Annotated in this window: 14 protein-coding genes; 6 read left to right on the top strand and 8 right to left on the bottom strand. The window is 71.9% G+C overall.

Annotated features, from left to right (window positions below; translation table 11 throughout):
• Positions 1-219 precede the first annotated feature (219 nt).
• Both surE and OG897_RS22760 read right to left on the bottom strand, forming a co-directional pair.
• Positions 220-1356: a 5'/3'-nucleotidase SurE gene (gene surE / locus OG897_RS22765; RefSeq protein WP_266659041.1), complete on the bottom strand. Its 1137-nt coding sequence runs from the start codon at positions 1354-1356 to the stop codon at positions 220-222.
• 270 nt (positions 1357-1626) lie between these two features.
• Entirely contained in the window at positions 1627-3558 is a 1932-nt protein-coding gene (locus OG897_RS22760) for a glycoside hydrolase family 3 protein (protein WP_266659040.1), read from the bottom strand.
• 269 nt (positions 3559-3827) lie between these two features.
• Between OG897_RS22760 and OG897_RS22755 the strand changes: the two genes are divergently transcribed.
• A complete protein-coding gene (locus OG897_RS22755; RefSeq protein ID WP_266659039.1) occupies positions 3828-4481 on the top strand; it encodes a TetR/AcrR family transcriptional regulator in 654 nt (217 codons plus the stop codon).
• A gap of 410 nt (positions 4482-4891) precedes the next feature.
• Here the strand turns inward: OG897_RS22755 and OG897_RS41055 are convergent, their stop codons facing one another.
• Positions 4892-5041, bottom strand: coding sequence for a pentapeptide repeat-containing protein (locus tag OG897_RS41055; protein WP_353963761.1), 150 nt, complete (start codon positions 5039-5041; stop codon positions 4892-4894).
• Here OG897_RS41055 and OG897_RS22750 point away from each other — a divergent pair.
• Positions 5023-5691 (top strand): rhomboid-like protein, encoded by a 669-nt coding sequence (locus OG897_RS22750; RefSeq protein ID WP_266660413.1) that lies wholly within the window; start codon positions 5023-5025, stop codon positions 5689-5691. The two genes, OG897_RS41055 and OG897_RS22750, sit on opposite strands and share 19 nt — an antisense overlap.
• A 119-nt stretch (positions 5692-5810) precedes the next feature.
• The gene (locus OG897_RS22745) at positions 5811-6935 is read left to right on the top strand and encodes a serine hydrolase (RefSeq protein ID WP_266659038.1); all 1125 of its coding nucleotides are present in this window, start codon (positions 5811-5813) and stop codon (positions 6933-6935) included.
• A 22-nt stretch (positions 6936-6957) separates the two neighbouring features.
• On the opposite strand, the gene OG897_RS22740 is transcribed toward OG897_RS22745, so the two are convergent.
• A complete protein-coding gene (locus tag OG897_RS22740) occupies positions 6958-7545 on the bottom strand; it encodes a hypothetical protein (protein WP_266659037.1) in 588 nt (195 codons plus the stop codon).
• 205 nt (positions 7546-7750) lie between these two features.
• Between OG897_RS22740 and OG897_RS22735 the strand changes: the two genes are divergently transcribed.
• Positions 7751-8407 (top strand): hypothetical protein, encoded by a 657-nt coding sequence (locus OG897_RS22735; protein ID WP_266659036.1) that lies wholly within the window; start codon positions 7751-7753, stop codon positions 8405-8407.
• 98 nt (positions 8408-8505) lie between these two features.
• Here OG897_RS22735 and OG897_RS22730 read toward each other — a convergent pair whose 3' ends face one another.
• Positions 8506-9156 (bottom strand): N-acetyltransferase, encoded by a 651-nt coding sequence (locus OG897_RS22730; protein WP_266659035.1) that lies wholly within the window; start codon positions 9154-9156, stop codon positions 8506-8508.
• Between the two features lie 171 nt (positions 9157-9327).
• On the opposite strand from OG897_RS22730, the gene lon reads away from it, so the two are divergent.
• Entirely contained in the window at positions 9328-11742 is a 2415-nt protein-coding gene (gene lon / locus OG897_RS22725; protein ID WP_266659034.1) for an endopeptidase La, read from the top strand.
• 138 nt (positions 11743-11880) lie between these two features.
• The gene (locus OG897_RS22720) at positions 11881-12768 is read left to right on the top strand and encodes a TIGR03619 family F420-dependent LLM class oxidoreductase (protein WP_266659033.1); all 888 of its coding nucleotides are present in this window, start codon (positions 11881-11883) and stop codon (positions 12766-12768) included.
• Positions 12769-12870: 102 nt separating this feature from the next.
• Here OG897_RS22720 and OG897_RS22715 read toward each other — a convergent pair whose 3' ends face one another.
• From OG897_RS22715 to OG897_RS22705, 3 genes are all read right to left on the bottom strand, one after another.
• Positions 12871-13299 carry a VOC family protein gene (locus OG897_RS22715; protein WP_266659032.1) on the bottom strand — a complete coding sequence of 143 codons (429 nt, stop codon included), beginning with the start codon at positions 13297-13299 and terminating at the stop codon, positions 12871-12873.
• Positions 13300-13408: 109 nt separating this feature from the next.
• Positions 13409-14458 (bottom strand): helix-turn-helix domain-containing protein, encoded by a 1050-nt coding sequence (locus OG897_RS22710; protein ID WP_266659031.1) that lies wholly within the window; start codon positions 14456-14458, stop codon positions 13409-13411.
• Positions 14459-14554: 96 nt separating this feature from the next.
• Positions 14555-15565, bottom strand: coding sequence for a helix-turn-helix domain-containing protein (locus OG897_RS22705; protein ID WP_266659030.1), 1011 nt, complete (start codon positions 15563-15565; stop codon positions 14555-14557).
• Positions 15566-15621 lie beyond the last annotated feature (56 nt).

Here is a 15621-nt window from a genome sequence, read left to right as displayed (position 1 = left end):
CTCGCCCTGCGCACAAGGAAGTAGACGTTGCGTAGGCGTAGTGCCCCGCTGTGTTGCGTCAGTGACCCGATGCGCACTGGAGACATGGTTGTACACGCAAACGTGCGGAACCTGTGAATGTTGTCTCGCGTGGGGCGGCGGGGGCCGCCGACGCCCCACGCGAGGGGGTGGGGGCGGGTGTCTCAGGAGGTGGGGGAGACACCCGCCGGGGCGGGGCGGTCAGGCGCGCGGGGCGCTGTGCCTCACGTAGTTCTCCAGCTTGCGGAGTTCGCGCGTGCCGTCGATGGGGGTGCCGTACGTACGGTCCCAGGTGATCGGCGCGATCGTGACGTGGTTCTTCTCCAGGAGCCAGACCTGGTCGGCGTCCCTGCGGTTCTCGTCGCACTCGCCGCCGGAGCTCAGCTTGCCCTCGCAGAGGCCCATGGTGATGTCGAAGCTCGTGCTGTCGGTGCCGTTGGTGCTTGCGGTGCCGCTCTTCTGCTTGTAGGCGTGGTAGATCGCCGCACCGTTGCCGACGCGGGTCCAGACCGGGTTCTCGACCTTCTTGCCGCTGGTGGTGTCGGGGTAGTCGACCTTCACGGCGAACTTGCCGGTGAGTAGATCGTTCTGGCGCATCCCGGCGAGGAACCGGGCACCGAACCCGGCGGTCGCCCGGTACGTCCGCACCGGGTACTGGGTGTTCGTGGCGTCGCCCTCGGCGCTGAACGCGACGGCGGGGACGTTCTGGTCGACGGCGGCGACGGCCGCGCCGACGGTGCCGGAGTCGTTGACGCTCGCGGCGACGTTGGGGCCTGAGTTGATGCCGGTGAGGACGACGTCCGGGGCCTCGGTCCAGCCCGCCTTGGCCTCCAGGCCGCCGCGCAGGGCGAGCTTGACGGTGTCGGCGGGGGTGGCGGACGGGGTGTCCTTGCCGCACGGGCCTTCCGCCACGCACACACCGAATACCGGCGCGCCGGAGAGGGCGCCCGCGCAGTCGTTCTCGTAACCCCGGGGCATGGCGGTACGGCGCTGGGCGGTGAGGACGCCGCCGTTGGTGACGGCCGTGCCCTTTCCGGACTGGACCTGCCAGGGGGCCATCACGACGACGTCGGCACCGGCGTCGCACATGGCGCGGCGCAGCTCGTAGAGGCCGAGGCCGTCGGAGTTCGAGGGCTTGGCGGCCTGCATGCCGTCGTCGTTGGAGATGAGGATGCGCATGCCCGCGAGGGGCTTGCCGGTCGGCTTCTGGGGGTGGTGCTCGGCGGCGGGCTGCTTGGCCTCCGGGGCCGGGGCGGTGGCGTACGCCGTGGCGCCGAGGCCGGTGACGACGGCACCGGCGGTGGTCAGTGCGAGGAGATGGCGACGAGCGGAACGCATGGGATGGCGGTCCCTTCCAGGCAGAGAGTGGGAGGTGTGGGGGACGGGGATCGCGGCTCTACGGAGAAGCGGTCCGGGACCCGGCCCCCCACAGGCAGGTCCCGGACCTCGGCGACGCCTCGGGAGGCGTCGCCGTGAGCGGGGCCGATCAGGAGCCCCGCGGTCTGGGTACGGCCGGAACTCGGCCGGGAAGAGGGGAAGCGCCGGACCGGGGTCGGTCCGGACGAGGGCGGCTGGACCGGACCGGTCCAGCCCCCGACCGGGGGGCGGTCAGATCTCCAGCCCGTGCCCGTACGCGAACACCGGATCCTCCGTGTCATTCGGTACGTCCGCCCGCGCCGCCTCGACCGCCGCCATCGAGCGCGGCAGCTCGAACGGCAGGCGGCCCTCCGCCCTCGCGCGCCCGAAAGCCACGTCCAGCAGCGCCGCGTCACTCGCGCCGAAGTCCGCGACGACCGCCGCAGCGTGCTCCGCGATCTCCGGGATCACGGCGGCGCGCTCCAGGTTGATGCCGACCAGCGTCGGGACGGAGTCCAGGAGGGTGACGATCCGCTTCAGCTCCTCGCCCTCGAAGGCCAGCGTGCCCGAGTGGAAGAAGGACTCGAACTTGTTCGCGCGCTCCTCGTACGGCGTGCGCAGCCGGATCACCGCGAAGTCCGCCTCGACGGGGCTCGCGACGACCTCCCCGTACGCGGCGGCCACGGACGCGTCCACGTTCTCGACGTACAGCTTCGGACGACCGGAGAGCGGGAGGGACAGCTCACGGTTGGAGAGGACGGTGAGGGATCGCCGCTGCGCCGCCTCGCCCGCCGCCCTGAAGTCCGCCCGGCCGACGGTCTCCTCCGCGAGGTCCACGTCCACGTAACGGCTGTCGAAGAGGCCCAGCACGAACTTCTCCCGCAGGATGCGCCGCACCGACACGTCGACGCGCTCCTCCGAGACGCGGCCCGAGCGCACCAGCTCCACGATCTCCTCGGGGCACGCCTCGCCGCCGAACTGGTCGCAGCCCGCGTCCAGCGACTTCGCCGCCAGCTCCGGGCGGGACAGGTGCTCGACGCCCCAGGCGCGTGCCGGGTGCGGCTCGCCGAAGATCGTCGAGGCGCTCAGCAGGCCCCAGTCGGTACAGACGATCCCCTCGAAGCCGAGCGTGTCCCTCAACAGCCCCTGCACCACACCCTTGTTGAAGCCGAAACCGACCTCTTCCCAGTCGGTCCCGATCGGCTGGCCGTAGTACGGCATCATCTGCGAGGCACCGGCCGCTATGGCCGCCTTGAACGGCTCCAGGTGCAGCTCGCGCATGCCGCCCGGGTAGACCTGCTCCTTGCCGTGCGCGAAGTGCGGGTCCTCGCCGTCCTTCTGCGCGCCGCCACCGGGGAAGTGCTTGACCATGGTGGCGACCGAGTGTGGGCCGAGCTCCTTGCCCTGGAGGCCGCGTACGTACGCCTGGACCAGCTCGCCGGTGACCTTGGCGTCCGAGCCGAAGGTGCCGTTCTGGCGGGACCAGCGGGGCTCGGACGCGAGGTCGATCTGCGGGTGCAGGGCGACCCGGAAGCCGACCGCCAGGTACTCGCGGCGGACGATGTCCGCGAACTGCTCGACCAGCTCGGGGTCGTTGATCGCGGCCAGGCCCAGTGGCTCCGGCCAGGCCGAGAACGCACCCGCGTTGAAGGAAGCACCGACGTTGTCGGTGAAGGAGTGCCGGGGGTCCGTCGACAGCGAAACCGGAATGCCCAGGCGGGTGTTGGCCGCCAGCTCCTGCACGTTGTTCGCCCAGATCGCCATCTCACGGGCCCCGTACGTGCCCAGGAGGTTGAAGTGGGTGAGGTGCTTGCCCTCGATCATCTCCGGCGTGGTGAACGGCAGCATCGAGCCGTCCGTCTCCGTGACGAGCGTCCCGTCCGCGTTCATCATCAGCATGTCGTGGAACATCTGCCCGGCCTTCTCCTCCAGCGTCATGCGGGGGAGCAGGTCGTCGACGCGCTGGTCGGGGGTGAGGCGCGGGTCCTGGTAGGGGTGCATCCGGTACTCCTGAGGGTGATGCGGGGTGTGGGGCAGGTGGTGTGCGGTGGTGGGGAGTTGCCGCTCCCGTACGGAATCCGGTACGAGGTCCGGGTGACCGGCCCGATCAACCGGGCGGCCGCCGCGCCGCCCGCCCCGCTCGCCACTCCGGTGCGAGCGGGGGATGTGCAGGGCCAGGGCCACCAGCAGGACCAGGGGCTTCCGGAGTGCCTGCGCCAGCAGCAGTTACACGTGTCAATGGCGCGCCTGCCGTCACTGCGTCGCGGTCCGTGACCATGGGGAACTCCGGGGGAGGGGGGCCGGTCGGCGTCGGTGCCGACCCGGCGAGCACAGGCTAGACGCGAAAACCGAGCACCTACTAGGTTTATGGCGTGTTGCGTGGGTCACACCGCAAATCGGGTCGGACCGGGCGGATCCGGGGCGCGGGGCACGGGCCCTCTAGGGTGACGGGCATGGCAGCAGGCACGGGACGCACGACCCCAAAGAGCGCAGGTCGGGGCAGCTACGCGGTGGGCGAGGCGCGCCGTCGGCAGATCCTCGACACGGCGATCGAGCACTTCGGTCAATGGGGCTTCCACGCCTCCTCCATGGCCCGCATCGCGCACGACTGCGAGATCACCCAGGGCGGGCTGCTGCACCACTTCCGCAGCAAGGAGGACCTGCTGCTGTCCGTCCTCGCGCAGAGCGAGCAGCACGACATGGAACAGCTCTTCGCGACGGAACCGGCGACGGTGGTGGAGGGCATGGAGGCGGTCATCCGCCTCGTCGAGTCGAACACCCACCGCCCCGGCCTGGTCCGGATGTTCAACGTGCTGGTCGGCGAGGCGGGCAACCAGGGCCACCCCGCCCACGCCTACTTCCGGGCACGGTACGAACGCGTCCTCGCCCACACGGTGGGCGTCCTCGAAGCGGGCGTCGCCCGTGGCGAACTCCGCCCGGACCTGGACGTGTTGGAGCTCGCCCAGGAGCAGATCGCGGTCATGGACGGCTTGCAGTTCCAGTGGGCACTGGCCCCGGATTCGCTGGACATGCCGGGGCGCCTGAGGGCGTACATGGACCGGATGCTGCGGGCGATCACGGTCGGGGGGACGGGGCTCGGAGGGTAGAGCGAGGTGCGGGTGGGGGGTGTGGGGGGTGCGGTTCGCCTGCGGCGGGCCACCCCGCCCCCGCCCCTCGGCGTCGCCCGATCGGTTCACCGGCGTCCGCCGGACGGCCCACCGGGGTCCGGTGGACGTTCCGAAAGCTGTGAAGGTTGCCTCAATACTCACAGCTGTGAGGTGTGTCATAGGCGGGGCGGGAAATCTGGGCGGAAGGTGAGCGTTGTCCTCGAAGAAGAGGGACAGGAACACCGCAGCAGACGCATGCGAGAGACGCGGCCGAGGGACACGGGCGTGGCTTGACGATTCCGGCCGCCCGCCCACGAGCGCGGTGTCCGGGGGAATGGGGCCCCAGCCAGTGCAGCGCGCGACAACGACACAGCCGAAGAAGTGCGGCACGACCGCCGACGCCTCCGCCGTCACCCCGCCGCCCGTGGTTCCGGACCAGCGGGGGGAGGCTGACGGCATTCCGGCCGTACGCGATGAAGCCGTGCGCGCTGAAGCCGTGCGCGATAGAGCCGTACGCGATGGAGCCGTGCGCGACGAAGCCGTGCGCGCCGGAAAGGCAGCGGCCCCCGACCGCCGCTGGCACCTCTGGCACCTCCTGCCCACCCCCACCGGCACCCCCTTCACCTTCTGTTACGCCCTCGTCCTGATCGCCACCTCCCTCTACGCCCAGTTCGGCGACCCGGCGACCGTCGACACCCTCCTCCAGGCGTCCAGCACCGACGTCGCCCACCTCACCCACACCCCCGTCCTCGCCCTCGTCGGCAGCGCCCTGTGGATCGCGGGCGGGCTGGCGTCCCCGTACGCCCTCGGCTTCGTCGTGATCCTCACCGCCCTGGAGCGGCGCATCGGCGGGCTGCGGGCCGCCGCCGTCTTCGTCTTCGGGCACGTGACGGCCTCCCTCGCCACCGAGATCCCGGTCGGCGTCGCCGTCTGGGCCGGGCACCTGCCCGAGACCTCCCTGCACCGCTACGACTTCGGCATCAGCTTCGGGCTGATGGCGTGCGTGGGCGCACTCGCGGCGGTCCTGCGGCTGAAGTGGCTGCGCCGGGGACTGCTGGGCGCGGTCGGACTCGTGCTGCTCCAGGACCTGATCGCGTACGAGGATCCGCTGACGGCACTCGGCCACCCGCTGGCGCTGTGCCTGGGCCTGGCCACCTGGCCCGTCGTACGACGCTGGAAGGCGGCCCGCGCGGCACCGTCGTACCTCTGAGCAGGCACGGCGCCGGAAAACCGCTGGCCGACGCGCCCGTCCCCTCCGTACGGTCGGCCCTTTGCAGCAATGACGTACGGAACTGACGTACGGAACGTCGAACGACGGAGGGGACGGCCATGAACAGCGCCGCCGACTTGCAGAAGAAGCTCCAGCAGACCGCCGACGAGCTGGTGGAGAGCGGTGCCGAACGCGGCATCCAGACCGCCGTCTACCGGCACGGCGAACTCGTCGCCGACGTCGCCGCCGGAACCGCCGACCCGGCGACCGGCCGCGAGGTCCGCCCCGACACCCCCTTCTACAACTTCTCCATCGGCAAGGGCGCCACCGCGACCCTCGCCCACGTCTGCGCCGAGAAGGGGTTCTTCGGGGCCGGGGGGTACGACACCCCGGTCGCCGACCTCTGGCCCGAGTTCGCCGCGCACGGCAAGGAGCGGGTGACCGTACGGCACGCCCTCAGCCACTCGGCGGGCGTCCCCGGCATCCCCACCGGCACCACCCACGCGGAGCTGTGCGACTGGGACACCATGTGCGCGGCCCTCGCGGACGCCGAGCCGTGGTGGGAGGCGGGGAGCGCGGTCGGGTACCACGCCTTCACCTTCGGCTTCCTCGTCGGCGAGATCGTCCGCCGCGCCACCGGCCGCGCCCTCTCCGACGTACTGCGCACCGAACTGACCGGACCGCTCGGCATCGCCGACGAGCTCTACCTCGGCATGCCCGAGGCCGAACACCACCGGCTGGCCCGCCTGGAGGAGCCCCCGGCGCGCGCCGAGTCCTTCGACCTGAACGCGCTCCCCGACGACCTCCCGATGTTCAAGGCCGCGCCCAAGCACCTCTTCCCGAGCGCCGAGTTCGGCAACAGGACCGACGTCCTGGCCGCCGACATCCCGGCGGGCGCCAAGACCTCCGCCCGCGCGATGGCCCGGGTGTACGCGGCCGTACTCGGCGAGGTCGACGGCGTACGGCTGCTCTCCGACGACCGTACGCGCGAAGCGACCGCCCTCGCCGCGAGCGGGACCGACCAGCTCATGGGCAACGAGTCCTCCTGGGCGCTCGGTTACGCCCTCGGCCTGCCCGACAACTCCGCCGAGCCCGACCTCGACGTCTTCGGCATGGCGGGCGCGGGCGGCAGCTGGGCGGGCGCGGACACCGCGACCGGCACGGCGTGGGCGATCACGAAGAACGCCCTGGGGGATCTCTCGACGGTCGCGCGAATGACGGAGATCGTCCGCAATCACGCCTGACGAGGCCCTACCTGACAAGGCCCTAGTCGAGGCCGGGCAGGGCCGCGATCACGCGGTCCAGCTTCGGGATCTTCTTCATGCCGTCCGTGGCGACCTCGTGGCCCCGGTAGATCACGGCGGTGGTGATGCCGTCCATGATCGGCGGGTCGGCGATCGACACGCGCGGCAGCTTCGCGAAGTCCGAGTCGGCGAGCGCGTCGCGGAGTTCGGCCAGCTCCTTCGCGCCCATCCGGCCGGACTTCGGGGGCTTCTTGCGGTCGAGGGTGGTGTAGCTGCCGTCACTGTTCACGAGGACGCTGCGGTGCCTGCCGTCGATGCCGCCGCTGACCGTGGCGGCGACGAGGCGCTGAGCCTTCGGCGGTACGGAGGCGGAGGGGGCGGGGTCGGTGGTCGCGAGGGGTGTGGAGGGCGACGCGGGGCCACCGCTCGGGGAGCTGGGGGGAGGGGTGGCGGTGCCGGAGGGGGTGGCGCTCGCGGCGGGCGTCGTGATCTTGGAGGGCTTCCCGTCGAGGGGGTCCTTTCCGTCGCCGCAGCCCGCCAGCAGCAGTGTTCCGCAGAGGGCGGCTCCGGAAATCGCCGCCGCCGACCGCGCGGATCGAGTGGATCGCATGATGCTCCCGTCGTGTGCCGTGCCGTCTGATGCCGCTTGCTGTCGCTCTGACGTACGGACCGCCCCCATGCGTTCCGTGCTCACGCGCGGGCGGCCCGCGGTGTGGCTCCGGAGGGGGGGAGGCGGGCGACTGTTTGGGTGGATAGTCGGAAGAGACGCTCGCGGCTGAACGCTTCAGGGCGTACTGGCAGGTACCACTGCGTCCATGACGAAGAAGCTACTCGCGGCCCTCAGCCTCGCCGCGGCCTGCGTGTCCCTCTCCTCCGTGCCCGCCTTCGCGGACGGCCCCTCGGCCGACCCGAGGCCCGTGGTGAACCACGGCACGCCCAGTGCTCACTTCCAGGCCGGGCACCAGGGCCCGCGCGGCGGAGAGGGCTGCGTGGCCTGCGTCGAGAAGGCACTCAAGGAGCTCAAGGCCAAGGGCAAGCTCGACGCCCTCAAGGGCCCGGCGGGTCCGGCGGGCGTGGACGGGGCGGCCGGTCCTGCGGGCCCCGCGGGTGCGGACGGCCCGGCGGGCGCGGCAGGTCCGGCGGGTCCGGCCGGTGGCGTCGGTCCCGCTGGTCCTGCGGGACCTGCGGGCGCGCCGGGCCTGGCAGCCAGCGGGTACGAGATCGTGAACAAGGAAGTGGCCCTTCCGGCCGGTGCCGACATCGACAACAGCGTCGCCTGTCCGGCGGGCAAGAAGGCGGTCGGGGGCGGTTACGACATCGTCACCGCGGGCGGCTCCGACACGACCAAGTACCTCACCCGGGTCAGCATGCCGACCAGCGGCGGCGCCGCCTGGCGGGTGTACGTCAAGAACGCCGACACCGTCGACGCCACGGCGCTCCGCATCTTCGCGGTCTGCATGTCCAACGCCTGACCGAAGCCCTCCCCCTCCCGGGGCCCGTCGTCCGTGCCTCAGGCCGGAGGGCGGGCCCCGCCTTTCGTTCAGGTCCGGAGGGCGGGCCCCGCCTTCGTTCAGGTCCGGAACACCCCCGTCAGCGCCGAGTGCCGCTGCCACCCCAGCGTCGCGTACAGCGCGAGGCCGTCGTCCGTCGCGCCCAGCACGCAGTCCTGCGCGCCCTGCTCGGCCGCGTACGCCTGGAGGGTGCGCATCATCAGCGTGCCGAGCCCCCGCCTTTGGTGCACCGGGTTCGTCTCCACCTGGTCCACGACCGCCGTACGGCCCGTGACCGCGACCTGACCCCGTACGCCCAGCGAGCCGTCGGCCGCCAGCACCACCACCCGGGTCAGCCCCGCCCTGGTCCAGCTGCGCCGGGTGTAGCCGGTCGGCACCTCGGGAGCGGTCGCCTCCGGCGTGAGGGCGAGCGACATCAGGTGTCCCGCCGCGTCGTACTCCCACCCCTCCGCCATCCACGGCGCCACCGTCTCCGGCGGCTCCACGAACTTCACCCAGGTGCCCGGTGCCGCGTCCGCCCGCACCAGTTTGCGGACCGTCGCCTCGTCCGAGGCGTACCCGTCGAAGAGCACGTGCCGGGTGACGGCCTTCGGCAGCCCGATGTCGATGGTGACGCCCCACGGCTGCGGCACCGGATCCGCCGTCCCGCGCGAGAGCGCCCAGCCTTCGGCCCAGGCGCGGACGGCGTCGGTGGTGGTCGCGAAGGCCATGAGGTTCCCCCTGCTAGATGTAATGGTCGATGAGCGCAGTGGTCTATTACATCTTTCCGGAGTGCCGGGCGTCGACTGCTGATCGCTCAGAGCGAACACGGGTTGGGGAACACTGGAGCGCTCACAAGCATTGAGTCGGTATAGCTCAACTTCACTGCCCAAGGGGAGATCATGGCATCGACGTCCACACCGCTCACCCTGCCCGTGCTGCCGCTCGACGACGAGGTCGTGCTGCCCGGGATGGTGGTGCCGCTGGACCTGTCCGACACCGAGGTGCGCGCGGCGGTCGAGGCGGCACAGGCTGCCGTACGTACCGGCATTCCTACTGATCGCAGCAAGCCCGAGGTCCTTCTTGTTCCGCGCATCGACGGCGCGTACGTCGGAACCGGCGTGCTCGGCACCGTCGAGCAGGTCGGCCGCCTGTCCGACGGCGACCCCGGCGCGCTCATCCGCGCCCGTGGCCGCGTCAGGATCGGCGCGGGCACGACCGGACCCGGCGCCGCCCTGTGGGTGGAGGGGTCCCGGATCGAGGAGTCCGACCCGGACCCGCTGCCGGGCGCAGTCGCCGAGCTGGTCAAGGAGTACAAGGCCCTCGCGACGACCTGGCTGAAGAAGCGCGGCGCCTGGCAGGTCGTGGACCGCGTGCAGCAGATCGAGGGCGTCTCCGCCCTCGCCGACAACTCCGGCTACTCGCCCTTCCTCACCACCGCCCAGAAGGTCGAGCTGCTCGAAACGGCCGATCCGGTCGCCCGGCTGCGCCTGGCCCTGGCCGCCCTCGGCGAGCACCTCGCCGAGCAGGACGTCGCCGAGACCATCGCCAAGGACGTCCAGGAGGGCGTCGACAAGCAGCAGCGCGAGTTCCTGCTCCGCAAGCAGCTCGATGCCGTACGCAAGGAGCTCCGCGAGCTGAACGGCGAGTCCGAGGGTGAGGAGTCCGACGACTACCGCGCCCGCGTCGAGGCCGCCGACCTGCCCGAGAAGGTGCGGGAGGCCGCCCTCAAGGAGGTCGAGAAGCTGGAGCGGTCCAGCGACCAGAACCCGGAGGGGTCCTGGATCAGGACCTGGCTGGACACGGTCCTGGAGCTCCCCTGGAACGAGCACACCGAGGACCAGTACGACATCAAGGGCGCCCGCGAGATCCTCGACGCCGAGCACGCGGGCCTCGACGACGTGAAGGAGCGCATCACCGAGTACCTGGCGGTGCGCAAGCGCCGCGCCGACCGGGGGCTGGGAGTGGTGGGCGGCCGTCGCGGCGGTGCCGTGCTCGCCCTCGTCGGGCCGCCCGGCGTCGGCAAGACCTCCCTGGGGGAGAGCGTCGCCCACGCCATGGGCCGCAAGTTCGTACGGGTCGCCCTCGGTGGCGTCCGCGACGAGGCGGAGATCCGGGGCCACCGGCGTACGTACGTCGGCGCGCTGCCCGGCCGCATCGTGCGCGCCATCAAGGAGGCCGGGTCGATGAACCCCGTCGTCCTCCTCGACGAGATCGACAAGGTCGGCTCCGACTTCCGGGGCGACCCGGCGGCGGCACTGCTCGAAGTCCTCGACCCCGCCCAGAACCACACCTTCCGCGACCACTACCTGGAGGTCGAACTCGACCTCTCCGACGTCGTCTTCCTCGCCACCGCGAACGTTCTGGAAGCCATCCCCGAGGCCCTCCTCGACCGCATGGAACTGGTCCGCCTCGACGGCTACACCGAGGACGAGAAGGTCGTCATCGCCCGCGACCACCTCCTGCCGCGCCAGCTCGACCGCGCGGGCCTGGAGCCGGGCGAGGTCACCCTCGACGAGTCCGCACTGCGCAAGCTGGCGGGCGAGTACACCCGGGAGGCGGGCGTACGGAACCTGGAGCGCGCCGTGTCCCGGCTGCTCCGCAAGGTGGCGGCCCAGCACGAACTCGGCGACCGCGAGCTGCCGTTCGCCATCGACGACACCCACCTCCGCGACCTCATCGGGCGTCCGCACCACGTGCCCGAGTCCGCCCAGGACCCGGCCGAGCGGCGCACGGCGGTGCCCGGCGTGGCCACCGGGCTCGCCGTCACCGGGGCGGGCGGCGACGTCCTCTTCGTCGAGGCGTCCCTCGCGGACGCCGAGACGGGCGGCTCCGGCCTGACCCTCACCGGTCAGCTCGGCGACGTCATGAAGGAGTCCGCCCAGATCGCCCTCTCCTTCCTCCGCTCGCACGGGGCCGAACTGGAGCTGCCCGTACGGGACTTGAAGGACCGGGGCGTGCACATCCACTTCCCGGCGGGCGCGGTGCCCAAGGACGGGCCGAGCGCGGGCATCACCCTGACGACCGCCCTCGCCTCCCTCCTCTCCGGACGGCTGGTCCGCACGGACGTGGCCATGACCGGCGAGGTGTCCCTGACCGGGCGCGTCCTGCCCATCGGCGGCCTGAAGCAGAAGCTGCTCGCCGCGCACCGGGCGGGCGCCACCACGGTGGTCATCCCCAAGCGGAACGAGGCGGACCTGGACGACGTCCCGGCCGAGATCCTCGAAAAGCTGGAGGTCCACCCGGTGACGGACGTCCGCCAGGTGCTGGAGATCGCGCTGACCCCGGCGAAGGTGGCGACGCCGGTCGCCGCGTGATCGGGATGCCGGTCGCCGTGTGACGCGACGGGAAGTCAAGTGTGAGGGGCGGTGCGGGAGTTGATCCCGCACCGCCCGTCAGGCGCACGGCGCGCCGCCTCGCGCGCCCCTCGGGGGCCGGTGGTACAGATGGATGTCATGGACATCGGAATAACCCTGCCTCAGTACGGCACCCACGCCCGCGCCGACCTGATCGCCTCCTACGCCCGGGACGCCGAGGAGATCGGCTTCGACTCCCTCTGGGTCGGCGACCGCTCCCTCACCCCCGTCGAGCCGAGCGACCTCTACCCCGGCCACACGGCGGAGAACCCGTACCCCGAGGGCTTCAAGCGCTTCGTCGACCCGTTCGTCGCCCTCTCGGCCGCGGCCGCCGGCACCACCCGGGTCCGCCTCGGCACCAGCACCCTCAGCGCCCCCTGGTACCCGCCCCTCCTGCTGGCCCGCAGCCTCACCTCGCTCGACCTGCTGAGCAACGGCCGACTGGACCCGGGCTTCGGCATCGGCTGGATGCGCGACGAATACACCGCCGTCAACGCCGACTTCTCCCGACGCGGCGCACAGCTCGACGAGATCCTCGACTTCCTGGCGGCCATCTGGACCCAGAACCCCTTCTCCCACACGGGCCGGACCTGGCAGGTCCCCACCTCGTACGTGGACCTCCGCCCGGCCCGGCCGGGCGGCCCGCCGGTCTACCTGGGAGGCTTCAGCCCCGCCGCCATGAGCCGCGTCGGCCGCCGCGCCACCGGCTGGGTGGGCGCCGCCATGCCGGACGCCGGCCACTCCGCGCTGTGGGGCATCGCCCGCAAGGCGGCCGAGGACGCGGGCCGCGACCCGGACGCGCTGCGCCAGCTGATCCGCGTCAACGTCCGCGCCGGCCAGTCCGCCGAGGACATCGCCGCCACGATGCGTTCCGTACGGGCCTGGGGGGCGGAGGGGGCGTTCGTCGAACTCCAGCAGGCGGTACGGGAACCGGGCGAGGCGCTCGAACTGGGCGCGAAGGTGCGGGACTTGGTGCTCGCGGGCTGACGTGCGCAGCTGGGTCGCACGGCTGGGTCACCTGGGGGGCGAACGCCCGAGGGGCCCGCGCTTCGTCGCGCGGGCCCCTCGGGTTCGTACGCCTACGACCGCCTACGACTCCTGCGGTGGCGATCCCTGGGTGCGGCTGTCCGGCTTGAAGCCGCCGTACGGGACCGTGATGATCTCCAGATAGTGACCGGCCGGGTCCGGGAAGTACACGCCCCGGCCGCCGTCGTTGGTGTTGATCTCGCCGGGCTGCTTCCGCATGGGGTCCGCCCAGTACTCCAGCCCCTTGGCCTTGATGCGGCCGAAGATGGCGTCGAACTCGTCCTCGGAGACGAGGAACGCGTAGTGCTGGGAGAATACGTCCTGCGAGGGCGGCAGTGTCGCGAAGTCGAGGTCGACACCGTTGGCGAGGGTGACCTGGACGAACGGTCCGAATGCGCCGCCTACTTCGAGCCCCATGATGTGGGCGAAGAACTCTGCGGATTCCCGGTTGTCACGGGAGAAGACGATCGTGTGATTCAGCTGAACAGACACGGTGGAATGCCTCCGTCGGGCAGTCTCACGGGCTACCTCCACGCCCCACCCAGCCGGTGGCCGACGCGCGATGCCGTGCCGGGAGACTAAGCACACCGGGCGAGAGCCGTCAAGGCCCCTCCGGGGCCGTGCCGGGGCCATGGATACGGAGTGCGAGCCTCCGGTACTCCCCGGGAGTCATGCCGTACGCGGCGCGGAACGCCCGGCTGAACCCGGTGGCGTTCGTCAGGCCCCAGCGCGCCCCGACGGCGTACACCGGCAGGGCGCTCAAGTGCGGTGCGGCGAGGTCCTGTTGGCATCGCTCCAGCCTCCGGCGTCTGATCCGCGCCGCGACGGTCTCCGGCTGGTGACGGAAGAGCTGGTGCAGCTGCCGCACCGAGACGCGGTGGCGGGCCGCGACGGTCTCCGGGGCGAGGTGCGGGGCGGCGAGGTTGTCCTCGATGAACGCGGTGACGGCGGCCAGGAGGACCTGCTGACGTGCGCCGGGCGGCAACCGCTCCCGCACCGACAGCTGCTCGGCGAAGAATCCCCCCGCCAGGTCGAGCGCGGTGGCACCGAGCCGGGCGGCCGTACGCGCGTCCAGGCTCGGGGCCTCCTCCGCCACGGTCTGCACGTAATGCGCCAGGACCCTGCTCATGCCGGAGTCGGCCGGTGGCAGCCCACGGGCGAAGAGCTCGCGGATGCGCTCACGCGGCAGCGGGACCAGGTCCTGGGGCAGGTGAAGGGTGAACGCGCGCGGTTCGCCGACGACTTCGTCGCGCGGTGTCTTCGTGGTGCCGTCCAGCACCAGGTTCAGTTCGAAGGCGGCCGGATTCCTGCTGCGCAGGAGCTTGGCGCAGCCGCCCGCCCCCGGCGCGGGAAGGGCCATGGCGGTCAGCCGGACCGGGCCCAGGGTCATGAGGCGCGCCCGGCCGGCGAAGACCTCCGTGCAGCCGCCGGGCCCGCTGCCCGGCCCGGCCCCCCGCCCCACCTCCGCGCAGACGCAGACGAAGCGGTACTCCGGCGGAAGGCTGGACGTGCCGAACTCCTGGTAGAGCATGGTCCCCCCGATGGCTCCTGCGGCCTCTGCGGCCACTGCGGACTTTGTGGCCTCTGCGGCCTCCGTGGCCAGCAGAGGCACCAGCGTCCGCCACGGGGCCCCGCGCGGAGCCGTGTGCACGGGAAGACAAGAAGTCCGGCGCTCAGCGGCAACGACAGGGGGCCCGCGATGCCTGACGAGTTCCGGCACTTCCGGACTTCGGTACGGCGCGGAGGCTCAGGCCAGCCACCCCCGGGTGGCGGCCTGGGCCCCCGCCTGGAACCGGGTCTCCGCGTTCAGGGCCGCCAACAGCCGCGTGATGCGCCGCCGCGCCGTATGGACGTGGACCCCGAGGCGGCGCGCTATCGCCTCGTCCTTGAGCCCCGCCGCCAACAGGCCGAGCAGCTCCCGCTGTTGGCCGGACACGGGGTCGGACGGGGGGCCCGTACCGCTGCTGCTCAACGGGATGGACCGGTCCCAGACCGTCTCGAAGAGCGGCACGAGCGCGTTGCGGAGCAGGGAGTCGCCCACCACGAGCGCCGAGGCGCGCGGATCGGCGGACTCCGTGGGCGGCAGCAGCGTGATCCGGCGGTCGATGCCGATCAGCTTGGTCGGCACGCCCGACGTGACGCGGGCGCGCAGGCCGCGCGCCGCCAGCGCCGTCAGGGAGCGCATCCGGCCGGGGAAGCCCAGGCCCTCCCGGTCGATCACCGCGCGGACCGTGATGCCCCGGTCCAGCAGCGCCTCGATGTCCAGGGCGGGCGGCCGGTCCGGACGGCCGTCGTCGGACGTCGCGTACGGGGGGCGGTCCAGGATCACCACCTCCTGTTCGGCGGAGGCGAGGAGCGACTCGGCGCGCTCGCCGATCTGGCGCCGGCCGGTGACGATCTCGATGCCTCCCTCGGACGCGGTCGGTGAATGCGAGGTGAGACGGCCCGCGATCCGGTCCGCGGACATCATCAACTGCTCCAACTCGGCTGACCGAATGTGGAGTTCTGCTTGACGGCGGTGGATCAGTGTGCGGATCGCGGCGGCCGGCGCGGCCGGATGCGGTGTTCCGTCCGAGGTCCGGACGGTGAAGCCGGAGACTTCGAGGCTGGTCAGGGCCTCGTCGATCCGTGAGCCGGGGAGTCGCAGCAGGGCCGACAACTCCGTTGTGCGGGAGGCCCGTTCCTTCAGGAGGGCCTCGTAGACGCGTCCCTCGACCTCTCCCAGGCCGAGGCTGTGCAGTTCTTCCCCCTCGATCATGGGCCGGATTCTTTCGTGGACACACCATGCACACAAGTGTGCGTGTCCACATCTGA

Origin of the sequence: Streptomyces sp. NBC_00237 (genome assembly GCF_026342435.1) — a bacterium.
Lineage (GTDB): Bacteria > Actinomycetota > Actinomycetes > Streptomycetales > Streptomycetaceae > Streptomyces.
Note: the sequence above shows the minus strand (reverse complement) of the source record. Positions and strands in the feature narration are given on the sequence as shown.